The sequence below is a fragment of the Acinetobacter sp. YK3 genome, assembly GCF_001729365.1.
In the GTDB taxonomy this organism is placed as follows: Bacteria; Pseudomonadota; Gammaproteobacteria; order Pseudomonadales; family Moraxellaceae; genus Acinetobacter; species Acinetobacter vivianii.
On record NZ_LZPJ01000110.1, the window covers coordinates 23,246 to 45,794 of the forward strand.

Annotated in this window: 19 protein-coding genes; 14 read left to right on the plus strand and 5 right to left on the minus strand. The window is 42.6% G+C overall.

The window, feature by feature from the left end:
- Positions 1-672: 672 nt before the first annotated feature.
- The 4 genes from A9Z07_RS13245 to A9Z07_RS13260 all read left to right on the plus strand — a co-directional run bounded on the left by A9Z07_RS13245 (position 673) and on the right by A9Z07_RS13260 (position 4,790).
- Positions 673-1,665 (plus strand): ABC transporter substrate-binding protein, encoded by a 993-nt coding sequence (locus tag A9Z07_RS13245; RefSeq protein ID WP_069579251.1) that lies wholly within the window; start codon positions 673-675, stop codon positions 1,663-1,665.
- Positions 1,666-1,730: 65 nt separating this feature from the next.
- Entirely contained in the window at positions 1,731-2,552 is an 822-nt protein-coding gene (locus A9Z07_RS13250; RefSeq protein ID WP_069579253.1) for an ABC transporter ATP-binding protein, read from the plus strand.
- Positions 2,545-3,339 (plus strand): ABC transporter permease, encoded by a 795-nt coding sequence (locus A9Z07_RS13255; RefSeq protein ID WP_069579255.1) that lies wholly within the window; start codon positions 2,545-2,547, stop codon positions 3,337-3,339. Before A9Z07_RS13250 ends, A9Z07_RS13255 begins: the two co-directional genes overlap by 8 nt.
- Positions 3,336-4,790 carry an amidohydrolase family protein gene (locus A9Z07_RS13260; RefSeq protein WP_069579257.1) on the plus strand — a complete coding sequence of 485 codons (1,455 nt, stop codon included), beginning with the start codon at positions 3,336-3,338 and terminating at the stop codon, positions 4,788-4,790. The genes A9Z07_RS13255 and A9Z07_RS13260 overlap by 4 nt, the downstream gene beginning before the upstream one ends.
- Positions 4,791-5,063: 273 nt before the next feature.
- Here the strand turns inward: A9Z07_RS13260 and puuE are convergent, their stop codons facing one another.
- Together puuE and A9Z07_RS13270 are read right to left on the minus strand one after the other, a co-directional pair.
- Positions 5,064-6,014: an allantoinase PuuE gene (gene puuE / locus A9Z07_RS13265; protein WP_069579259.1), complete on the minus strand. Its 951-nt coding sequence runs from the start codon at positions 6,012-6,014 to the stop codon at positions 5,064-5,066.
- A gap of 135 nt (positions 6,015-6,149) precedes the next feature.
- Positions 6,150-7,076: a LysR family transcriptional regulator gene (locus A9Z07_RS13270; RefSeq protein WP_069579261.1), complete on the minus strand. Its 927-nt coding sequence runs from the start codon at positions 7,074-7,076 to the stop codon at positions 6,150-6,152.
- 164 nt (positions 7,077-7,240) lie between these two features.
- Here A9Z07_RS13270 and A9Z07_RS13275 point away from each other — a divergent pair, with 164 nt between their 5' ends.
- The 9 genes from A9Z07_RS13275 to A9Z07_RS13315 all read left to right on the plus strand — a co-directional run bounded on the left by A9Z07_RS13275 (position 7,241) and on the right by A9Z07_RS13315 (position 18,302).
- Positions 7,241-8,296 carry an aromatic ring-hydroxylating oxygenase subunit alpha gene (locus tag A9Z07_RS13275; RefSeq protein ID WP_069579262.1) on the plus strand — a complete coding sequence of 352 codons (1,056 nt, stop codon included), beginning with the start codon at positions 7,241-7,243 and terminating at the stop codon, positions 8,294-8,296.
- A 143-nt stretch (positions 8,297-8,439) separates the two neighbouring features.
- Positions 8,440-9,192 carry a histidine utilization repressor gene (gene hutC / locus A9Z07_RS13280; RefSeq protein ID WP_069579264.1) on the plus strand — a complete coding sequence of 251 codons (753 nt, stop codon included), beginning with the start codon at positions 8,440-8,442 and terminating at the stop codon, positions 9,190-9,192.
- Complete coding sequence (locus tag A9Z07_RS13285; RefSeq protein ID WP_069579266.1) at positions 9,189-9,770, plus strand: HutD family protein; 582 nt, start codon at positions 9,189-9,191, stop codon at positions 9,768-9,770. Before hutC ends, A9Z07_RS13285 begins: the two co-directional genes overlap by 4 nt.
- 238 nt (positions 9,771-10,008) lie before the next feature.
- Entirely contained in the window at positions 10,009-11,685 is a 1,677-nt protein-coding gene (gene hutU, locus A9Z07_RS13290; RefSeq protein WP_004772775.1) for a urocanate hydratase, read from the plus strand.
- Positions 11,686-11,769: 84 nt separating this feature from the next.
- Positions 11,770-13,308, plus strand: a complete 1,539-nt coding sequence (gene hutH / locus A9Z07_RS13295; RefSeq protein ID WP_069579268.1) for a histidine ammonia-lyase — start codon at positions 11,770-11,772, stop codon at positions 13,306-13,308.
- Positions 13,309-13,372: 64 nt separating this feature from the next.
- Positions 13,373-14,785, plus strand: a complete 1,413-nt coding sequence (locus tag A9Z07_RS13300; RefSeq protein ID WP_005258176.1) for an amino acid permease — start codon at positions 13,373-13,375, stop codon at positions 14,783-14,785.
- Between the two features lie 52 nt (positions 14,786-14,837).
- Complete coding sequence (hutI, locus tag A9Z07_RS13305) at positions 14,838-16,043, plus strand: imidazolonepropionase (RefSeq protein ID WP_069579270.1); 1,206 nt, start codon at positions 14,838-14,840, stop codon at positions 16,041-16,043.
- Between the two features lie 34 nt (positions 16,044-16,077).
- Positions 16,078-16,998 carry a formimidoylglutamase gene (gene hutG, locus A9Z07_RS13310; protein WP_069579271.1) on the plus strand — a complete coding sequence of 307 codons (921 nt, stop codon included), beginning with the start codon at positions 16,078-16,080 and terminating at the stop codon, positions 16,996-16,998.
- Between the two features lie 32 nt (positions 16,999-17,030).
- Positions 17,031-18,302, plus strand: coding sequence for a Glu/Leu/Phe/Val family dehydrogenase (locus tag A9Z07_RS13315; protein ID WP_004772767.1), 1,272 nt, complete (start codon positions 17,031-17,033; stop codon positions 18,300-18,302).
- Between the two features lie 66 nt (positions 18,303-18,368).
- On the opposite strand, the gene A9Z07_RS13320 is transcribed toward A9Z07_RS13315, so the two are convergent.
- Positions 18,369-19,196, minus strand: a complete 828-nt coding sequence (locus A9Z07_RS13320; protein ID WP_069579273.1) for an SDR family oxidoreductase — start codon at positions 19,194-19,196, stop codon at positions 18,369-18,371.
- Between the two features lie 36 nt (positions 19,197-19,232).
- Positions 19,233-19,949, minus strand: coding sequence for an enoyl-CoA hydratase/isomerase family protein (locus A9Z07_RS13325; protein ID WP_069579276.1), 717 nt, complete (start codon positions 19,947-19,949; stop codon positions 19,233-19,235).
- 118 nt (positions 19,950-20,067) lie between these two features.
- Between A9Z07_RS13325 and A9Z07_RS13330 the strand changes: the two genes are divergently transcribed.
- Entirely contained in the window at positions 20,068-21,132 is a 1,065-nt protein-coding gene (locus A9Z07_RS13330) for an AraC family transcriptional regulator (protein ID WP_069579278.1), read from the plus strand.
- Here the strand turns inward: A9Z07_RS13330 and A9Z07_RS13335 are convergent.
- Entirely contained in the window at positions 21,129-22,541 is a 1,413-nt protein-coding gene (locus A9Z07_RS13335; RefSeq protein WP_004772759.1) for a PLP-dependent aminotransferase family protein, read from the minus strand. The two genes, A9Z07_RS13330 and A9Z07_RS13335, sit on opposite strands and share 4 nt — an antisense overlap.
- Positions 22,542-22,549 lie beyond the last annotated feature (8 nt).

A 22,549-nucleotide genomic window follows, 5' to 3' on the forward strand; every position in this document is an offset into this window, starting at 1 on the left:
AAAAGATATTTTCTTATGAAGAGCGTGAGCTGATTTCTGAGCAATGACCCACATAGCAGTTGTTGTGACTGCATGCTGAACGCTTCTACTCTGACATAAACACATAAGCATTTTTTATACCAGTTTATAAAGCAGCTCGTGGAGGGCAATCAGCACAAGCAATTTATACAATGGGCTTGAGCATGAAATATCGGGAAACTGATAAAGATTTGTTGGTTGAACAGTTGTGTCGAGATGAACAAGCAATCTATAAAAGATTGCATTGAAATATTTATATGGATTTAAATCGTCAGCGTCAGTGATTCATTTCTGCGCATTGAGCTGTTTTAAAATAGTGCATTTTTAATACAGTCTTATTTTTTATGGCCTACAAAACAAGATAATGAATACTGTTTATTCATCTAAAAATAATCAAAAATAAATTCAAACTAGATTATGCCTATGAAAAATAAAGTGAAAGCAATCTTGGCACAGAGCTTGCTAAATCATTACTGAGTATAAGCGGTCAGTGTGTACCAAACACGCGGGACATTGCTCTACAGCGTTTGCTGTTCCTCTTTCGGGGACAAAGCCAATTGGGTTTGGCTTTGAGAGAAATGTGTAGCTTATACATTGATTGACCCCCTAAAAAGAATAGCAAGATGAATCCATACAGATTTAGGGGTGTTACTTATGAATATTCAGCACTATGTAGGCAAAGGACGACGTACTGTTATCGCGAGCGCGTTATTGGGCTTTGTCACCGTTCTCAGCTCAACCAGTTATGCAGCCGATAAACTTGTGTTGCAAACCACATGGTATGCGCAAGCTGAGCAAGGTGGATATTATCAGGCACTAGCACAAGGAATTTATAAAAAATACGGCCTTGATGTCGATATTAAAATCGGTGGGCCACAAGTCAACAACATGACTTTATTATTATCAAAACGTGCTGACATTATTATTAACTATGATCTACAGGTCTTAAAAGGCATTGAAAGCAATTTTCCGATTAAAGCGGTTGCGGCGCCATTTCAGTTTGATCCGCAAGGTGTACTAACCCATAACGATGTAAAGTCTTTGGCCGATCTGAAAGGAAAAACGATCCTGGTCTCGACCAGTGGACAAGCAAGCTGGTGGCCTTGGTTAAAAGGTAAATATAAATTAGATGCAGCACAAGCTCGCCCGTATACCTTCAATATGCAGCCTTTTTTAGCAGGCAAAAATGTCGCACAACAAGCCTATGCGACCTCTGAAGTCTTTCAGGCCAAAAAAGCAGAACCATCGAGTAATTTCTTTTTATTTGCTGATGCTGGCTATCCAGCTTATGGCGGTATTTTAGTGACACGAAATGACGTGATTCAAAACAAACCTGATGTGCTGCGTCGCTTTGTTCAGGCGTCTATGGAGGGATGGAAAAACTATTTGGCTGATCCACGCTTGGGCAATAGCATCATTAAAAAAGAAAATCCGAATATGAATGATGAATTACTCACGTTTGCTGTGGGGCAAATGCGGAAATTGAAATTGATTGATGGTGGCGATGCCAAGACTCAAGGCATTGGCGTCATGACGGATGCACGTTGGAAAGCAACGCGAGATTTTATGGTGAGTGCAGGGTTGCTGAACACTAAAACCAATTGGAAAACCGCTTATACCACGCAATTTATTAAACCAGCCAAATAATCTGGAATGTCGATCAGGATTTTTTAGGGTTAAAAAATAGGGCACTGGCACAAAGGGGAAACCATATGAATTCTGCTTTACCAATGGATACGCCAATCCATGAATCTTCAAGCTTTGTCACGCCAATGATCATGGCCAGAGGTGTAGAGAAAACTTATCCGAATGGCACCAATGCATTACAGCGTTTAGATTTAAATATTGCACGTGGTGAGATTGTTTCATTACTCGGGCCATCAGGTTGCGGTAAAAGTACCTTACTGAAAATGTTTGCTGATCTGGAGCACCCATCTGCCGGTGTGGTGCGCTGGAATGGTAAAGCTGATATTCAATCCCAATGCAAAATGGCTATGGTGTTTCAAGAAGCAACGCTCATGCCGTGGAGCAATATTGAAGACAATGTTCGTTTGCCACTCGATTTACAACATATCTCAAAATCAGTTAGCACTCCGAAAGTGATGGCGGCTTTAGCAGCAGTGGGTTTAGAGAAGTTTAACAAAGCTTATCCACGCGAACTTTCAGGGGGCATGCAAATGCGTGCTTCGTTGGCTCGGGCACTGGTGACGGAACCCGACTTATTGTTAATGGATGAACCTTTTGGCGCATTGGATGAATTTACCCGCCATAAACTGGATAGCGATATTCGCCAATTATGGTCTGAACGTGATTTAACCGTGGTTTTTGTCACGCATAGTATTTATGAAGCGGTGTATTTATCTTCGCGCGTGATTGTGATGGGGGCTCGACCTGGGCGGGTGGTCGCTGATCTGGAAATTGAAGGGCCTTATCTGCGTGATGAAGCCTTTAGAAGCTCAGACATCTTTATTCAACAATGTTCGCATCTATCGCAATTATTGGCTGAAGCAAGTGGAGGACATCATCATGATTAAACCTTTGATACAACATCCAACTGTACAACGTATTGCTGCGCCACTTGGGCTTGGTTTGATCTTCCTGTTGTTTTGGCAGTTGAGTTTTCAACAGCTAGAAGTGCCTATTTATGTGGTGCCAAAGCCGAGTGATATCGTTATGGCGATGGTCAATCAGTCCAGTGTGTTATTTGGCAGTTTATGGGTCACGCTAAAAATCACCTTATTGGCTTTTGTGTGTGCGGTGATTATCGGCACATTGGTGGCTTTTGTGTTTGTACAAAGTCGTGTGGTCGAAGCCTGTTTTATGCCTTATGCCATTTTATTTCAGGTCACACCGATTGTTGCGATTGCACCATTGGTCATTATCTGGATTCAAAATACAACTTTGGCATTGGTGGTCTGTGCCATGCTGGTTGCGGTTTTCCCAATACTGACCAATACCACTTTGGGCTTGCGTAGTGTCAATAAAGGCTTGCTCAATCTTTTTCAAATCAATAAAGCCAGTCGCTGGCAGATTCTGATGCGCTTACGGGTACCGAACGCTTTGCCTTATTTCTTTGGTGGCTTACGTATTTCCTGTGGCTTGGCACTGATCGGTGCTGTGGTGTCCGAATTTGTTGCTGGAGCAGGTGGAACCAGTGCAGGTTTGGCTTATCAAATCTTGCAAGCAGGCTTTCAGTTAGATTTACCTCTGATGTTTGCTGCATTATTCCTGATTACCTGCACAGGTTTAGGCTTATTTGTCTTGATGTCTTTATTAAGTCAGTTCTTTTTAAACAAATGGCATGAGAGTGAGCAAGTATGAGTCTAATGTCTCTGAATCATAGTTATTTAATTAAAAATGCACATGCCATTTTGACAGGGTTATCTGGCAATGCAGCGCGTTGCTCATTCAGTGATATTCGTATTCAGGCAGGTAAAATCACTGAACTCGGCCAGTTAACTGCCCAGCCGAATGAACAGGTGATTGATGCCAAAGAATGTGTAATTTATCCTGCGTGGGTGAATACACATCATCATTTATTCCAATCTTTATTGAAGGGCGAGCCACAAGGACTGAATCAAAACCTGACCTCATGGCTTGCCAGTACGCCGTATCGGTTTCGTGGTGCATTTGATGAAAACACTTTCAGGGTTGCGGTACGGATTGGCTTAATCGAGTTATTGCGTTCAGGCTGCGCAACAGTGGCGGATCACCATTATTTGTATTGGCCAAAGATGCCGTTCGATGGTGCAGCAATTTTATTTGATGAAGCCGAAAAATTAGGCATGCGTTTTGTGTTGTGTCGTGGTGGTGCAACGCTTACGCGCGGTTTGGAAAGTGAGTTGCCGCAAGCATTACGCCCTGAGAAGTTTGAAGACTATATGATGGATATTGAGCGTTTGGTACAGCAATATCATCAATCAGGTTCAGATGCATTTCGAAAAATTGTGATGGCACCGACTTCAACCTTGCATTCGACCACAGCGGCACAATTGCGGGAAAGTGCCAAAATCGCCAGACAATTCGGGATTCGGATGCATAGTCATTTATCTGAAACGGTGGACTATCTGGATGCTGCCAAAGCCAAATTTGGTATGACTCCAGTCCAGTTTTGCGCTGAACAGGACTGGATCGGAAGTGATGTCTGGTTTGCGCATTTAGTGAAACTACTGCCTGAAGAAATTCAGTTGTTGGGCCAAACTCAAACTGGAATCGCGCACTGTCCGCAGAGTAATGCACGTTTGGGCAGTGGTATTGCTGATCTTGTTGCACTGGAACAGGCAGGCATGACGATTTCGATTGGGGTAGATGGTGCGGGTTCCAACGAAGCCGCAGATATGTTGTCTGAAACCCATGCTACATGGTTATTGCAACGGGCCAGAAAGGGCATGTTGGCGACACCACAATATCAGGGCGGGCAATTTGAAGGTGGTGCAGATGCTGCCAGTATTGAGGATGTGATCCGTTGGGGAACAGCGGGCGGCGCCAAGATATTGGGCTTAGATCAAGTTGGTACGATTGAAGTAGGGCAACAGGCCGACTTGGTGGTGTATCAATTGGACGATCCACGTTATTTCGGTTTACATGACTTGGCGATAGGGCCTGTGGCAAGTGCTGGACGGGCGCATATCAAGGCCATGTTTGTTGCAGGGAAAATGGTGATGGAGAATGATCAGATTCCTGATCTGGATATGATGGAGTTGGCTTGGCAAGCAAAGCAAGCCGTAAAGCTGTTACAACAGCGGAGTATGGACATGGCAAAAATAGCCTAAGTAGATGGAGCGATATACAGAAAATATGATACTCGGAAACGTCATTTGCAACCTGCATGGTGTCAATAATATATAAAGTTTTATACAGCTAGTTAGTATATGGTAGATATAAGAAGTGGACAGGTTTTGCAAATGACAATGGTTTTGCCTACTTTTCCCGAAAGAAAAGTAGGGCGAACCGCAGGTTTATCTTGAAATTGGATGAGAACTCGGCAAGACCCCGTTAAGATTATTATAATTATTTGTATATCAATAGATTGTTGGTAAGACTGCTTATCCTTGATAAGGATGATGCGTATACCAATGCTCAGCAATTTGTTGGCGGGTACAAATCCAGACCCGATCATGATTTTGAACATAGTCTAGAAAACGTTGTAGCGCCTTAAAACGGGCAGGCCGTCCTAAAATCCGGCAATGCATACCAATCGAAAGCATCTTCGGACTCGATGCACCTTCCGCATACAATACATCAAAAGCATCTTTTAAATATTCAAAGAAATCCTCACTACGATTAAAACCAGTCGGTGAAGCAAACTTCATATCGTTGGTATCGAGCGTATAGGGAATAATTAAATGCGGTCGTGTTGTGCCCGTTTCATTACTGAGTGTTGTCCAAAAAGGTAAGTCATCGCCGTAATAATCACTGTCATATTGCACATGATCATATTCAGCCAATAATTGGCGGGTATTCGGGCTATCGCGTCCTGTGTACCAACCCGTTGGCATTTTACCAAACAGGTCTTTGAATATTTGCATGGCTTCAGCCATATGTTGCTTCTCGGTTTCAATATCCATATTTTGATAATGAATCCAGCGTAAGCCATGCGAGACCACATCATAGTTGTGCTGTTTAATCGCCTCGACCACCAGTGGATTTCGTTGCAACGCCATCGCCACAGCAAAAATAGTCATGGGCAATTGGCGTTTGGCAAATTCTTGCTGAATCCGCCAGAAACCGACCCGTGAACCATATTCATAGATTGAGTCCATTGAAAGGTGTCGTGCAGGATAACTTTCGGCACCACTGATTTCAGACAAAAACTGTTCTGAACCATCATCACCATGCAGGATATGTTTTTCTCCACCTTCCTCATAATTCAGCACAAACTGGACAGCGATTTTTGCCTGATTGGGCCATTTGGCGTGTGGAGGGCGATCAGCATAACCAATCATATCTCGAGGATAATTGGTCGTAAAATCAATGTCTGTATTGGACTGAACCATAGCAATGCCTGAATTGTGAAATCATTGAATCTTCACATCAAATTACTCGATAGAATAATCGGGTGTCAAATATTATATTTATTAAAATCAATGGTTTAATTGATTTATTTTGGTGCAAAAATACAATTTTATTTGCTAAATATGTTTATACATGCGCAATTTTAGTGCTTCCATTTCTGCAATGATTTGATTCATCATGATTTGCGCAATCCGGGAAAGTTGCCGTTTTGGTGCAACACATAATGCAACCGTAATCGGATGCAGTCCATTATCGTCAATTGTTCTAAATACACATTCACCATTTTCAATATATGGCGCGGCATCCAGATAACTCATCAGGCCAATACCTAGGTTTTGTCTGAGTAAGGCAATCATCATACGAATATCATTACATTCAATTTTATGCGGTGGATGAAAGTCCTGTTTTTTATATAGGGCCGTAACATGATCATGAATAATCAAAGGTTCGGCAGGCAGGATATGATTAAACTCCAATGTATCCGAGAAATAGATTTTTTCTTTATGGGCTAAATGATGCTGCTTGGGAATCACAAAGCCTAAGGGCATTTCTATAAATGCACTGATCTGTAACTGATGCTGATGTTTAGGATTAAGAATTAAACCAAAGTCGAGATCTGCATTCATCACCAGATCCGCCACATTGTCACTGTCCAATACATGAATCTGAAAATTAATCCATGGATATTGTTGGTGAATCGACTGAATAACAGTGCTGACAAAGCTCTCGCTCAATGCAGAAATCATTCCAAACTCAATCGAGCCTCGCTGCAAGCCCTGAATTTCACCTAAACGTTTTTGCGTAATTTGATAGCCTTTTTGCCAAGTGCGTAAATCGGCATAGAGCAATTCACCAGCCAAAGTCAGTTTTAACCCATTCGGAAGTCGTTCGAATAAGCTCACCCCAAGTTCTTCTTCCGCCAGAACAATTTGCCGATGGACTGCGGATACAGAAATGAAAAGTTGATCGGCTGCTTTTCTCAAGCTTCCTGTTTTGGCTACAGCCATAAAATATTCTGCAAAACGTGAAAATGGCAGGGCCATTACGTGCTCTCAATATAAAAACTAGTGCAAATACAAAAGCAATTTTAATGCCGATACTGTTCTAATTTTTAGAATGATGCATGTAATTCATTCTAATAGACGAAAATAATGATCTATTCCACACTACAAACAACAGAGAAAACATTAAAAAATGAGCACAGGATATGAACGCAATTCCATTCATCAATCTTCCAAATAAGCCATGTCACAGCCAATTTGATGATCAGGATTGGCAGATTCTTGCGCAGCATTGGTATCCAGTCGCACGCATTCAAGACGTAACTCACAAACCACAGCAAGTCACTTTATTGGATATGAATCTGGTGTTGTATCAGACTGAAACACGGCAGATTCATCTGGCTCGGGATATTTGTCCGCATCGCGGTGTGCCGTTGAGTAAAGGTTGGGTGGAGGGTGAAACCATTATCTGTCCTTATCATGGACTGCATTTCAATGAAGACGGAAAATGTACCAAAATCCCAGCTCAACCTGATTTAACGAAAATCTCAGAGCGTTTTTCTCTGACCAAGTTTCCCGTGGTTTTAAAATATGGCTTGGTCTGGACCAGTATTCTTGGCAGAGAAGAAAGTTTGGCGAATTTCCCTGTGTTGGATACATGGGAACAGGAGGAGCATCAAGCCATTTTGCCGCCATCCGTGGATATTGCTGGCTCAAGTGGTCGTCAATTAGAAGGCTTTATTGATGTGGCACATTTTGCTTGGGTACATCATCAGGCTTTTGCAGACCGAGATAATCCAGTCGTACCCAAATACTCGACTGAACGTACTGATTATGGCTTGCATACAAACTACACCAGCAATGTCAGCAATTATCCGCATGGAATGCAGCATCTCGCGCCAGATGATTTTGTGTGGGAGCGGATTTTTGATGTTTATCCACCATTTTCAGCGCTACTGACGATCCATTTTCCAAATGATGGCGTGCTCAAGATTTTAAATGCCTGCTGCCCAATCTCACATAACAAGACCCGTTTGTTTGTACCTTTAACCCGTAATTTTGATACTACGGGAGATTTACAGGCCGTTTATGATTTTAATGCGCAGATTTTTGCAGAAGATCAGGAAATGGTGGAGGCACAGAAACCCGAAGAATTGCCTTTAGATATTAGTATGGAGGCTCATTTTGAAGCAGATCGTTCCTCGACCCTGTACCGTCGTATCTTGGCGGAATGGGGTTTAAGTAAACGCTATACGGTATAAGTGGAAGAGGGACTTTTGTAAATATAAATTTAGAGGATCAGAAGAGGGTTTAAGCTAAAATGTTTATTTGTATAGGCTTGTATATACAATTTGCATTAATTCAATATACAATGACTTAGAATATTTAGTATGAGTTTTAGCCAATGTCAAGAGTGACAAAGCAAAATGATTTGGATTTGTCTCTAGAAGAAGATAGTCCAGTTCCTTTGTACTTACGTGTGAAACAAATGATTTCGCAAAAGATTTATGAAGGGACATGGACGGTTAATAAAAAGATTCCTTCTGAAAGTGAACTGGTCAATTTACTCGGTTGTAGTCGTATGACCGTGAACCGTGCCTTACGTGAACTCACCAGCGAAGGTTTATTGGTGCGTATCCAAGGTGTCGGTTCTTTTGTGGCCGAAGGGCAAGGTCGAACGGCTTTATTCCATGTCAATAATATTGCCGAAGAAATTATTGCCCGAAATCATAAACATCATGCCGAAGTGTTGGTCTTGGAACAGATTCAGGCCAATACTGAACAAAGCATGTTGATGCAGATTCGGGAAGGCCAAAAATTGTTTCATTCGATTATCGTGCATTATGAAAATGATGTGCCTGTACAGATTGAAGATCGTTTGGTCGATCCAATGTTGATCCCAGATTACTTGGCACAGGATTTTAAATCCATTACACCCAATGCGTATCTGATGTCGAAAGCACCTGTGACCGAAGGTGAGCATGTAGTGACCGCGATTCTAGCCTCAGCGCAAGAATGTAAATGGCTGAAAATTAACAAGACCGAACCGTGTTTATTGATTCGTCGTAGAACTTGGTCGAATAAACAACTGATTTCCAGCGCACGTTTGATTTATCCGGGTAGCCGTTATTATCTGGAAGGTAAATTTACCCAATGATCAAGCAGTTAAGCAGTACTGATTATCGGCAGATGCTATGGAAAAATGGTGCAGGTTATACGGTTGAACTGGCGCGTAGTGCGGGTGAAAATCTGGATACTTTTGACTGGCGTATTTCCATGGCAGATGTCAAAAGCGCAGGCGATTTTTCCCGATTTAATGGGATGCAGCGTATCTTAACCGTGCTGGAAGGTCAGGGCATCGAGCTTTATATTGACGATGAGTATGAATCTCTAACGACATTGCAATCGGTACAGTTTAGCGGTGATGGTGCGACCCGTTGTGAATTGATTGATGGCCCGATTCGGGATTTTAATCTGATTTATGATCCCAAGCAGTTTCATGCACGTTTGCAGTGGTATTTTGAGCCAACAAAGACTGAGATTTTTAGTTCGGCTGATCTGATTTTTATATTTAATCAGAGTACAGAGCTGTTAGATATTGAAATTGATGGGCAGATTTTTCAATTGCAGCATCATGAAAGTCTTCACATTGAGCAGGAAAAATCACTCAAAAAGGTGGTTCCGAATCCACAGATTTTAAAGCAAACTTGTCTCATTGAACTCATAAAAATCTAGTTTTCTTGTATTTTTGAGAACACATACAGTCTCAGGTTGTATGTGTTTTTTTATTGCCTATAAAAAATAAATCGATTTATTTCATTAGCTTGTAATTTATTTTCATAAAAGATTTGAAAAGCATCTTTTCAATAGAAAAGTTTTGTGTAGTATATGGATGTATATACAAGTTAATACATTGCTATACAGTAAAAGCAGATTAATTTGCTGGTTCAAACTCAATGGAAGGAGTCCGATTGTGACAACAACGACAACAAAATTTCGTGATGTAGAAATTCGCGCACCGCGTGGTACACAGCTCAATGCCAAAAGCTGGTTAACAGAAGCACCATTGCGTATGTTGATGAATAACCTAGATCCAGATGTCGCAGAAAATCCAAAAGAACTCGTTGTTTACGGTGGTATCGGTCGTGCTGCACGTAACTGGGAATGTTTCGACAAGATCGTAGAAACGCTAAAGAACTTAGAAACAGATGAAACTTTATTGGTTCAATCGGGTAAGCCAGTAGGCGTATTTAAAACTCATAAAGACGCACCACGTGTTTTGATTGCAAACTCGAATCTTGTACCACATTGGGGAACTTGGGAGCATTTCAATGAATTGGATGCCAAAGGTTTGGCAATGTACGGTCAGATGACGGCTGGTTCTTGGATCTATATTGGTAGCCAAGGCATTGTACAAGGTACTTATGAAACTTTCGTAGAAGCAGGTCGCCAACACTACAACGGCGATTTAACAGGTCGTTGGGTCTTAACGGCTGGCTTAGGTGGTATGGGCGGTGCGCAACCTTTGGCTGCAACACTTGCAGGCGCATGTTCATTGAATATTGAATGCCAGCAAACCAGTATCGATTTCCGTTTACGCACCCGTTATGTCGATGAGCAAGCAACTGATTTGGATGATGCGTTAGCGCGTATTGAAAAATATACCAAAGAAGGCAAGGCTGTTTCGATTGCACTGCATGGAAATGCCGCTGAGATTTTACCTGAATTGGTTCGCCGTGGTGTACATCCAGATATGGTGACTGACCAAACCAGCGCACATGATCCATTAAATGGTTATTTGCCAATTGGCTGGACATGGGAAGAATACCGTCAACGCGCTAAAACTGAGCCAGAAGTTGTAGTGAAAGCAGCGAAACAATCAATGGCGCAGCATGTTCAAGCGATGCTGGATTTTCAGAAAATGGGTGTGCCAACTTTTGACTATGGCAACAACATCCGTCAAATGGCACAAGATGAAGGCGTAGAAAATGCCTTTGATTTCCCAGGCTTCGTTCCTGCCTATATCCGTCCATTGTTCTGTCGCGGTGTTGGTCCATTCCGTTGGGCTGCACTTTCAGGTGATCCAGAAGATATCTATAAAACAGATGCTAAGGTAAAAGAACTCATTCCAGATGATGAACATTTACATCGCTGGTTAGATATGGCGCGTGAACGTATTAGTTTCCAAGGTTTACCAGCACGTATTTGCTGGGTCGGCTTAGGCTTACGTGCAAAACTTGGTTTGGCATTTAATGAAATGGTTCGTAGTGGTGAGCTTTCAGCACCAATCGTGATTGGTCGTGACCATCTGGATTCAGGCTCAGTCTCTAGTCCAAACCGTGAAACCGAATCAATGAAAGATGGTTCAGATGCTGTATCAGACTGGCCATTATTGAATGCCTTGCTCAATACTGCTGGCGGTGCGACTTGGGTGTCATTGCATCACGGTGGTGGTGTAGGTATGGGCTTCTCTCAACATTCAGGCGTGGTGATTGTGTGTGATGGTACAGATGAAGCAGCAGCACGTATTGCACGTGTACTGACCAATGACCCTGCAACAGGGGTGATGCGTCATGCCGATGCGGGTTATGACATCGCAATTGACTGTGCCAAAGAGCAAGGCTTGAACTTGCCAATGATCACGCAATAAACAGACAAGGACATTACGATGCTTTTTGCAATTGTGTAAACAGCATCGTAAGAGAACAATAGAATGCAAAACAGGACGCCAACAATGGAACTTCTAATTCAACCCGGCAAACTTACCTTAGCAGATCTCCGCCACGCTTATTTAAATCCAATCAAAGTGAAACTCGATGACAGCGCTTCTGCTGGCATCAATGCAAGTGTTGCTTGTGTCGAAAAAATCGTGAATGAAGGCCGTACAGCCTACGGTATCAATACAGGTTTTGGTTTACTTGCTTCAACTAAAATTGCACCAGAAGATCTAGAGCAATTACAGCGTTCATTGGTACTTTCACACGCTGCTGGCGTAGGTGAGCCGCTTGATGATGCGATGGTGCGTCTGATTATGTTGCTCAAAGCAAACAGTTTGGCTCGTGGTTTTTCAGGTATTCGCCATAAGGTGATTGATGCCATTTTGGCATTGATTAATGCAGAAGTTTATCCACATATTCCATTAAAAGGCTCTGTTGGTGCTTCAGGTGATTTGGCACCGCTTGCGCATATGTCTTTGGTGTTACTGGGTGAAAGTAAAGCACGCTATAAAGGTGAATGGTTGCCAGCCGTTGAAGCGCTTAAAATTGCGGGTCTAGAGCCAATTTCTTTAGCTGCGAAAGAAGGTTTAGCACTGTTAAATGGTACTCAAGTTTCAACAGCATACGCTTTACGTGGTTTGTTTGAAGCAGAAGATTTATTTGCTGCGGCAACGGTGTGCGGTGGTTTAAGCGTTGAAGCAATGTTAGGTTCACGTGCGCCATTCGATGCCCGTATTCATGAGGTTCGTGGTCAGCGTGGTCAAATTGATGTGGCTGCTGCTTATCGTGACTTATTGACTGAATCGAGTGAAATTTCACATTCACATGAAGATTGCAGCAAGGTTCAAGATCCGTACTCACTACGTTGCCAACCACAGGTCATGGGCGCTTGCTTGACTCAAATCCGTCAAGCGGCAGAAGTGCTGGAAATTGAATCAAATGCAGTGTCAGATAACCCATTGGTCTTTGCAGCAGAGGGCGATGTGATTTCGGGTGGTAACTTCCATGCGGAACCTGTTGCAATGGCAGCGGATAATTTGGCATTGGCCATTGCAGAAATTGGTTCACTGTCTGAACGCCGTATTTCAATGATGATGGACCGTCACATGTCACAGCTGCCACCGTTCTTGGTTGCCAATGGTGGGGTCAATTCAGGCTTCATGATTGCTCAAGTAACAGCCGCTGCGTTAGCAAGTGACAATAAAGCACTTGCACATCCTGCCAGTGTTGATAGTTTACCGACTTCTGCAAATCAGGAAGACCATGTTTCCATGGCGCCGAATGCTGGGAAACGCTTGTGGTATATGGCTGACAACGTTCGCGGCATCCTTGCAGTTGAATGGCTAGGTGCATGTCAGGGCCTTGATTTCCGTGAAGGATTGAAGAGTTCTCCCAAACTTGAGCGTGCGCGTAAAGTGTTGCGTGATCAAGTGCCTTACTACAGTGAAGATCGTTTCTTTGCGCCAGATATCGAGCAAGCAAGTGAATTGCTCGCGAGTGGCTGCCTGAACGAATTACTCATTCCGAAGCTATTACCGAGTTTGTCTGAAGTGTGATCAATAAATCGGTCACATGGAGTGGCCGAATCTAACTAAATTTCCTCAAGGATTGGAGATTATAATGTCACAGCACTCCACATTACAGCGGGGGCTAAACACCCGCCATATTCGTTTTTTGGCATTGGGTTCAGCCATTGGGACAGGACTCTTTTACGGTTCGGCTACTGCGATCAAAATGGCAGGCCCGTCCGTATTACTCGCATATATTGTTGCAGGGATTGCAATTTATATCGTGATGCGCGCACTCGGTGAAATGGCTGTACACAACCCGGTATCAGGTTCATTCAGCCATTATGCTTCTCAATATATTGGCCCGCTTGCAGGTTTTACCACAGGCTGGACTTATGTTTTCGAAATGATCATCGTTGCACTTGCGGATGTGACTGCATTCGGGATCTATATGGGATTCTGGTATCCCGATGTGCCACGCTGGATCTGGATTTTGTCATTGATCATGTTCTTGGGTGCAATCAACCTGATTCACGTCAAGGTCTTTGGCGAGCTTGAGTTCTGGCTTTCAATCGTCAAAGTCACTGCCATTGTGGCGATGATTGTCGGTGGTTTGGGGCTAATGTTCTACGGTTTCCATGCTGACCACAGTGGTTTTACCACAGGCATTCAAAATCTATGGATTCATGAAGGCTTTATGCCAAACGGCATTGCAGGTTTGGTTGCATGTTTATCTGTGGTGGTATTTGCTTTTGGTGGGATTGAAATTATCGGGATCACCGCTGGTGAATCGCAAGATCCGAAAACTTCGATTCCAAAAGCGATTAATGCCGTGCCGGTACGTATCCTGTTGTTCTATGTTCTAACGATTTTTGTATTGATGTCGATTTTCCCGTGGAACCAGATTGGTAGTCAGGGCAGTCCATTCGTACAGATTTTTGAAAATCTGGGCATTGGATCAGCGGCAACCGTTCTGAATATTGTGGTCATTACAGCGGCTGTATCTGCCATCAATAGTGATGTGTTTGGTGCAGGACGTATGTTGTACGGGATGTCAAACCGTGGACAAGCACCAAAAGTATTCCAGAAAATTTCTAAGAATGGTGTGCCTTGGATGACCGTGGTGGTGATGGCAGGCGTGTTGTTGATCGGTGTATTACTGAACTATCTCATTCCAGAAAATGTATTCATCATTATTGCCTCAATCGCAACATTCGCGACCGTTTGGGTCTGGCTCATGATTTTGCTTTCTCAGGTTGCGATGCGTCGCAAGTTGTCTAAAGCTGAGATCAAAGCTCTGGATTTCCCTGTAATTGGCTGGCCGTATGCACCTGCCTTTGCCATTGCATTCATGCTGTTTATTTTAGCCATGATGGGTTATTTCCCAGACTCACGACCTGCAATTTATGTCGGTGCAACCTGGTTAGTTTTACTCTGGATTGCCTATACCATTTGGGTGAAACCCAAGCAAAACACGGTAAAAGAAAACACGGCTTTGCAACAAAACATTGAGATGGAAAGCTAATAATCAAGCTGCTCAAGTGTTAACAGCACTTGAGCAGTGAGAGGAATTTTGAATGAAAAAGCTTTGGAAAAACTGTCATATCGCCACCATGCAAGCGGGTCAATATTCCAGTATTGAACATGCTGCAATTGTAACGCTCGGACAGCAGATTCACTGGATTGGTACATTTAAAGACCTTCCTGCCGATGCTTATGCAGAAACCATTGATCTGAATGGGGCATGGGTGACACCGGGTTTGATTGATTGCCATACCCATAGTGTGTTTGGTGGCAACCGTAGCGTTGAGTTTGAAAAACGCTTGCAAGGCGTTAGCTATGCGGAGATTGCAGCGAGTGGTGGTGGTATTGCCAGTACGGTTCGTGCGACCCGCGAAGCGAGTGAAGAACAGTTACTTGCATCGGCACTAAAACGGATTCGTTGTCTGCTTAAAGATGGTGTCACTACCATTGAAATTAAGTCTGGTTATGGTCTGGACTATGCCAATGAACGCAAAATGTTGCGTGTGATTCGTCAGATTGCAGAAACATTGCCAATGACGGTACGCAGTACCTGTTTGGCGGCACATGCTTTACCGCCTGAATATCAGGATCAAAGCGATGCTTATATTGAGCATATCTGTAATGACATGCTGCCAAAACTCCATCAAGAAGGTCTGGTTGATGCTGTTGATGCGTTTTGTGAATATCTGGCATTTTCTCCTGCTCAGGTTGAGCGCGTCTTTAAAACAGCCCAGTCTTTACATCTACCCATCAAGTTGCATGCAGAGCAGCTTTCTTCGCTCGGTGGCTCAAGTCTGGCTGCACGTTATCAAGCTTTGTCAGCAGATCATTTAGAGTTTATGACTGAAGATGATGTGAAAGCGATGGCTGCTGCAGGAACCGTTGCCGTGTTATTGCCAGGCGCATTTTATTTCTTGAGAGAAACCAAGTATCCGCCGTTGGAAAGTTTGCAGCAACATGGGGTACGGATTGCCTTGTCCAGTGATTTAAATCCGGGCACATCGCCAGCTTTATCTTTGCGTTTAATGATGAATATGGGCAGTACCTTATTCCGTTTAACGCCTGAACAGACCTTGGCAGCCGTGACTATTCATGCAGCGCATGCATTGGGCTTGCAAGAAACGCATGGCAGTCTGGAGCAGGGCAAAATTGCAGATTTTGTTGCATGGGACATTGAACATCCATCAGAAATTGTTTACTGGTTAGGTGGTGATTTGCCAAAACGCATCATTCAGCATGGCAATGAAGTTTCGATCTAATCTCAAGACTCATTTTTAAAGCGTGGTATTTATAATGAATCATTCATTTAAATGGCAAGGACGACATGATGGCGACGGTGAAGCGCACTTGCGTCTCCATCAAGTGGTCAATACGCAACAACACGCTTCATTCGCTTTCATCGGTTTTAGCTCCGATGAAGGTGTAAAACGCAATAAAGGGCGCTTGGGTGCAGCTGATGCACCTGACATGATTCGGGCGCAGTTGGCAAATTTACCAGTTCATCAACCTGTCACGATTGCCGATCTTGGTACGGTAGTGTGTGACAATGGTAAACTGGAACAGGCGCAAGCTGAACTGGCAGATCAGGTTGAACGCAGCTTAAAACAGGGAATGAAACCGATTGTTTTAGGCGGTGGTCATGAAGTCGCTTTTGGCAGCTTTTCAGGTTTGTTCCAGTATCTACAGAATAATGAGCCAGATAAAACCATCGGGATCATTAATTTTGATGCCCATTTTGACTTGCGTGAAGCGGAACATGTCACATCAGGCACACCTTTTTTAAATGCAGCAAGACTGTCTGAGCAGTATCAAAAGGCGTTTCATTATCTTTGTATCGGCGTTGCAAAACACTCAAATACTAGAGTCCTTTTTGAAACGGCAGACCGACTAAATTGCAGTTACATTTACGACTTTGAATTACAACCGAAAAACGTTGAAATTTTACTCGAAAAAATCATAGCTTTTATCGGAAAAGTTGACTATTTGTATATTACAGTTGATCTTGATGTATTTAGTGCTAGCATTGCTCCAGGTGTAAGTGCACCTGCGGTAAAAGGGATTGATTTATCAGTCTTTGACCCATTACTAGAGGCCATTAAGGAAACCGGAAAGATTAAAGTTTTTGATGTGGCGGAATGTAATCCACGGTTCGATTTGGATAGTAGAACTGCCAAGTTAGCCGCTTATATAATTTTTAACTACATATTTTATTGATGGATCATGTGAATTCATCAAAAGGTTAAAACATGTCTAATTTATCTTATGTCTCTCAAAATGACGGTCCATGGGCAACTTACCTCGAGCAGATCGAGCGTGTTGCTCCGTATCTAGAAGGTCTAGAAGGTTATGTGGATACATTGAAGCGCCCAAAACGTGCTTTGATCGTTGACGTGCCAATTGTTATGGACGATGGCACAATTCGTCATTTTGAGGGTTATCGTGTACAACACAACTTGTCACGTGGTCCGGGTAAAGGCGGTATTCGCTATCACCCAGATGTAGATTTAAATGAAGTAATGGCTCTTTCAGCATGGATGACAATTAAGACTGCGGTGGTGAATCTACCATTTGGCGGTGCAAAAGGCGGTATCCGTGTTGATCCACGTCAACTTTCTCCACGTGAATTAGAACGCTTAACACGCCGTTATACCAGTGAAATCAGCCATATTATTGGCCCACAAAAAGATATCCCTGCACCAGACGTTGGTACCAATCCAAACGTAATGGGCTGGATCATGGATACTTATTCATCTGGTCAAGGTCATACCGTAACAGGTGTGGTAACGGGTAAACCAGTCCACCTTGGTGGTTCTTTAGGTCGTATTAAAGCAACAGGCCGTGGTGTATTTATCACAGGTCAGCAAGTTGCTGAAAAGATCAAATTACCTTTGGAAGGCGCTAAAATTGCGGTTCAAGGTTTTGGTAACGTCGGTAGCGAAGCTGCGTATCTTTTCGGTGATTCAAAATCTAAAATCGTGACCATTCAAGACCATACGGGTACGATTTATAACCCTGAAGGTATTGATCTTGCTGCATTAAAAACACACATGGAAACTAACCAAGGTGTGGGCGGTTTTGCCGGTGCTCAAGTGATCAGCGATGAAGAGTTCTGGACAGTAGACATGGATATCTTGATCCCTGCTGCTTTAGAAAGCCAGATCACGGTTGAACGTGCGAAAAACTTATCAGCAAAACTGGTACTTGAAGGCGCGAACGGCCCAACTTATCCAGAAGCAGATGACATCCTCGTTGAACGTGGTATCACTGTTGTTCCAGACGTAATCTGTAATGCGGGTGGTGTAACCGTATCTTATTTCGAATGGGTTCAGGATATGTCGAGCTACTTCTGGTCTGAAGAAGAAATTAATGAAAGACTCGATAAGTTAATGATTCAAGCGATTAATGATGTATGGCACAAATCTAGTGAAAAAGAATGTACTTTACGTACAGCTGCTTTCATTTTAGGTTGTGAGCGTATCTTAAAAGCACGTAAAGAGCGTGGTATCTTCCCGGGTTAATACTGCGGAATATCATTGAAAACGACCTTAAGGTGAATGCTTTAAGGTCGTTTTTTTATGCTTTATTTAATCTAAGAAGAAATCTTTTTGCAGTTGGCGATTACCTGCAATACAAGCATATTGAGCAAAATCAGTGATACCCATACGCGCTAAAGCTTGTTCATCAGTCAGGCTTTGTCCAGTGAGTTCACCTTTGGCTGTGCTATAAATGACAAAAGCTGCATCTGCCATGATTTCAGGTTTTCGGCTGAGCTGTTGTGTATTTTCTTCACCTAAATTTTTTGAAACCGCAGCTGTTGCAATGTAGGTTTCAGGCCACAGGGTATTACAAGAAATACCATATTGATGGAATTCTTCTGCCATACCTAAAGTTAAAATCGTCATCCCGTATTTAGACAGAGCATAAGGAGAGAGCATGCCTAACCATTTTGGCGACATATTCACAGGAGGGGATAAGCTTAAGATATGTGGATGTTCCGCCTGTTTCAAAAAAGGAAGAGCAGCTTGTGCACAGATAAAAGTGGCACGATGATTAATACTTTGAATCAGGTCATATTGTTTTAAGGATGTTGCTTCTACACCTGTGAGCGCAATGGCACCAGCATTGTTAATCAGCACATCAATACCGCCAAAGTGTTGAACTGCTTGCTGGATGGCAGCATGGATTTGTTGTTCATCTCTTACATCAAGCAGTAAGGGGAGTGCTTTGCCACCTACGGCTTCAATCTCTTGTGCCACGCTGTAAATCGTGCCTGTTAACTTGGCAGTTTCGATTTCAGTTTTAGCTGCAATAACGACATTTGCACCCGCATGCGCTGCTTTAATTGCAATTGCTCTGCCAATTCCTCGACTGCCACCAGTAATAAAAATGGTTTTTCCTTGCATATTGTTCATGAAGACGTCCTATATTTAATTTTTATAAAAGTTGAGTTAAACCATAAAGGGATGTGCAAATTTTTCAGGATTGTACAGTTGACGCTGTTTCGCAATGTCGACGATACGATGGCGCAACTGACGTTTGATCACAGCATAGGTTAAGCGATGCTTTTGTGACATATCTTCAGCAAATTTAAAAACTTCGGAATTTAACGATTCTACGGGATGAATTTGATGGACGACTTGCGTGTCTAAACATTCAAGCCCTGTCATCGATTTGCCCGTCAATGACATTTCCCAGATCGTATGCTGATTGGGAAGTAATTGCACAATTTCTGCAATCGTATCTGTGAAGGGGATGGTTAGTTTGACTTCGGGAAAGCAAAAGCGCCCTTTGTCTGCTCGCATAAATCGAAAATCACAAGCCGATGCTAAAATTGCACCACCAGCATAAGCATTGCCATTAATTTCAGCGATAACAGGCAAGTTGAGCAAGGCCAAACGCAATAGCATATTTTCCAGTTGTAGAGTAAAGGCTTTTTTATCCTCTATAGATTGGCGCATGAGCCATGCTAAATCCAAGCCATTGCAAAACGTTTTTGGATGGTCACTTTGAATGACCAGACATGCATTTTGTTGATGACTTTCAATTTCATTAAATACTTCGATATATTCATTCAATACATCTTGATTTAAGACATTTTCCTGATCGCCATTGGTTAATGTAAGAACATAAATGGACTGCTGTCGATCAAGCTTCATGGTTGCCATTTAAGTACATCCTCATTGTGAAATTGTTTATTATTGAAGCTATTATTTCGAATAAAACACTCGCACAATAGGTGGGGCTATGCCATATTGATGATCATTTTAGGACAGGATGTCTGTCATGCGGGATCCCTTCGGATTGTTTCAGGAAACGATTTCTGTATCTTATGCACATATCTTATTAGAAATTGTGTATGACTATGGTATTGATACTCAAAGTATTTTCAATGGTACTGGGCTTGATTCGAGCGAAATAAATAAGGCTGATGCCAAAATGAGTGCGCATCAATGGTCAAAACTAGTGGTCAATGCCTTACGCTTGACAGGCAATCCACGGCTTGGGATTGAATATGGTTTTAAATTACGTCCCACTTCGCATGGACCTTTAGGATTTGCATTTCTCAGCTGTACGGATGTGGAAACTGCGCTAAGCCTTTGCCAGCAGTATTTTTGTACACGAATACAGAACTTCACGCCAGAATGGTGCATCAATGACAATTTTGTCTATGTTTATCTTGATGATGTGCATCCAGTAAAATTGGGGAATGAACAACAATCAGACCAATTAAGACATTTCCTGATAGAAAGTCTGTTATTTGGTGCGATTCATTTTTTGACTTTGTTTTCTGGACGTATTGCCGAAAACTGTGAGGTATTTGTAGATTGGGCTGATGCCCCGAATTATAAAAAAATTGATTTATCCCAGATCAAGATTCAATTTAATCAAGCTCGTAATGGTTTACGTTTTCCAAAGCAATATCTGCACTGTAAAAATCCAAACGCAGATCAAGTCGCTTTTCAGCAAGCAGTGCTCTATTGTGAAAACGACAAGCTCAAGTTAGTGAAAGAAGGGGCTCGTGATTTGCAAAAAAGTATTCGGTCTGAATTGTTATATCACTCAAGCAGTACTTACCCAACTTTGCCCATTATTGCACAGCGCCTGAATATGTCGGAGCGAACCATCAAACGGCATTTACAGGCTCAAGGGACAAGTTTTTTACAGATTTTGGCAGAGGTTCGTTTTAATCAAGCGAAGAAATTACTGCAACAGCAGCAATACAGCATTCAAGATATTGCGGGTCTAGTGGGTTATGAAGAAGCCACCAATTTTATTCGTGCTTTTAAAAAGAATTTTGGGGAAACACCGAGCCAGTATCGGAAAAGGTGTTTGCCCCAAGTCGATTAATCTGACACAGCATTTTGAACCGTTTGAATAAACAATTCTAACGAATGCTCAATTTGCTCGCTCCATTCAAAAGAACAATTCATACGAATAAAATGTTGATGCGAGGGCAGCACATTAAATAATGTACTTGGCGCAACACCGATCTGTTGCTGAATTAGGTGCTCATAGATTTTCATACTGCTGACCTTGTCAGGCAGTTGAATCCAGAGAAAATAGCCGCTTGGATAATTGTAGACCTTACAACCTTTAGGCAAATGCTGTTTGAGATATTGAAAGAACTGCTTCTTATTTTTCTCCAGAGCGCGTCTAAGCGTTCGCAAATGCTTTTCATAATGATGATGGGAGAGAAACTCAACCAACGCATTCTGAATCAGTGCGTTGGCTGAAATGGTGCTCATCAATTGTAAATGCTGAATATGCTCGGAAAATTTACCTGCATAGACCCAGCCCATACGGAAACCTGAACCAAGCGTTTTGGAAAAAGAAGAGCAGTGCAGCACCAGATTTTGCTGGTCAAAATACTTCATCGGCAAAGGTTTGTGATTGCCATAAAACAGTTCTTCATAGACATCATCTTCGATCAAATGGATCTGATGCTCGTGTAACAGTTTAGCGATTTTATATTTAATTTCCTCACTGACTGTAAAGCCAATCGGGTTATGTGCATTGAGCATAAACCAGCATACTTTGATTGGATAGTTTTTGATGACTTGCTCAAAGGCTTCAATATCAAATCCATGTTGCGGATGCTCAGGAATGGTAATCACCTTTAAGCCCAAACGCTCCGCAGCTTGCCATGCGCCATAGAAGATGGTTTGCTGCAATAAAATATAATCACCAGGTTGAGTAATCGCTTGCAATGAAAGATTCAATGCTTCTAAACCACCAGATGTAATGACAATGTCATCAGCATCGGTTGGAATCCCTTGCATACAATAGCGTTGAGCAATCAGCTTTCTGAGTGCCAAATTGCCCGGTGGCAGATTGGTGGTTTGATCATAACTATGCCGATTACGCGAAAGCTGCCCCATGATCTGAATCAGTTTGGGTGGGTAGAGTAACTGACTGTCAGGAAAAGCTGAGCCTAATGGGCTGACTTGCTTGGATTGAATTGATTTAAGATATTTAAAAACCAGTGAGTTAATTTCAATTTTAGGATTTAAAGACACCACTGAGTAGGCTTGCGGAATCTGGATATGACTTTGTTCAGCCACAAAATAACCCGACTTTTCTTTGGAATAAATCAGGCCTTGTGCTTCCAATTCCTGATAAGCATTCATGACGGTGATGAGGCTAAAGCCTGAGCGTTGTACCTGTTCACGCAAAGATGGCAGTTTGGTGTGCGGCTTCCATGTCCCATTTTCAATGAGAAGTTTCAGGTTATGTGCTAACTGTTCTGATTTATACATAAAATAGG

What these genes read in the sequence shown, in the direction of transcription:
- A9Z07_RS13250 (WP_069579253.1), top strand. Translation starts at nt 1,731, where the DNA reads ATGAATTCTGCTTTACCAATGGATACGCCAATCCATGAATCTTCAAGC.
- A9Z07_RS13300 (WP_005258176.1), top strand. Translation starts at nt 13,373, where the DNA reads ATGTCACAGCACTCCACATTACAGCGGGGGCTAAACACCCGCCATATT.
- A9Z07_RS13285 (WP_069579266.1), top strand. Translation starts at nt 9,189, where the DNA reads ATGATCAAGCAGTTAAGCAGTACTGATTATCGGCAGATGCTATGGAAA.
- A9Z07_RS13275 (WP_069579262.1), top strand. Translation starts at nt 7,241, where the DNA reads ATGAACGCAATTCCATTCATCAATCTTCCAAATAAGCCATGTCACAGC.
- A9Z07_RS13315 (WP_004772767.1), top strand. Translation starts at nt 17,031, where the DNA reads ATGTCTAATTTATCTTATGTCTCTCAAAATGACGGTCCATGGGCAACT.
- A9Z07_RS13245 (WP_069579251.1), top strand. Translation starts at nt 673, where the DNA reads ATGAATATTCAGCACTATGTAGGCAAAGGACGACGTACTGTTATCGCG.
- A9Z07_RS13325 (WP_069579276.1), bottom strand. Translation starts at nt 19,949, where the DNA reads ATGGCAACCATGAAGCTTGATCGACAGCAGTCCATTTATGTTCTTACA.
- puuE (WP_069579259.1), bottom strand. Translation starts at nt 6,014, where the DNA reads ATGGTTCAGTCCAATACAGACATTGATTTTACGACCAATTATCCTCGA.
- hutH (WP_069579268.1), top strand. Translation starts at nt 11,770, where the DNA reads ATGGAACTTCTAATTCAACCCGGCAAACTTACCTTAGCAGATCTCCGC.
- A9Z07_RS13255 (WP_069579255.1), top strand. Translation starts at nt 2,545, where the DNA reads ATGATTAAACCTTTGATACAACATCCAACTGTACAACGTATTGCTGCG.
- hutC (WP_069579264.1), top strand. Translation starts at nt 8,440, where the DNA reads ATGTCAAGAGTGACAAAGCAAAATGATTTGGATTTGTCTCTAGAAGAA.
- hutI (WP_069579270.1), top strand. Translation starts at nt 14,838, where the DNA reads ATGAAAAAGCTTTGGAAAAACTGTCATATCGCCACCATGCAAGCGGGT.
- hutG (WP_069579271.1), top strand. Translation starts at nt 16,078, where the DNA reads ATGAATCATTCATTTAAATGGCAAGGACGACATGATGGCGACGGTGAA.
- A9Z07_RS13330 (WP_069579278.1), top strand. Translation starts at nt 20,068, where the DNA reads ATGCGGGATCCCTTCGGATTGTTTCAGGAAACGATTTCTGTATCTTAT.
- A9Z07_RS13335 (WP_004772759.1), bottom strand. Translation starts at nt 22,541, where the DNA reads ATGTATAAATCAGAACAGTTAGCACATAACCTGAAACTTCTCATTGAA.
- A9Z07_RS13270 (WP_069579261.1), bottom strand. Translation starts at nt 7,076, where the DNA reads ATGGCCCTGCCATTTTCACGTTTTGCAGAATATTTTATGGCTGTAGCC.
- A9Z07_RS13260 (WP_069579257.1), top strand. Translation starts at nt 3,336, where the DNA reads ATGAGTCTAATGTCTCTGAATCATAGTTATTTAATTAAAAATGCACAT.
- A9Z07_RS13320 (WP_069579273.1), bottom strand. Translation starts at nt 19,196, where the DNA reads ATGAACAATATGCAAGGAAAAACCATTTTTATTACTGGTGGCAGTCGA.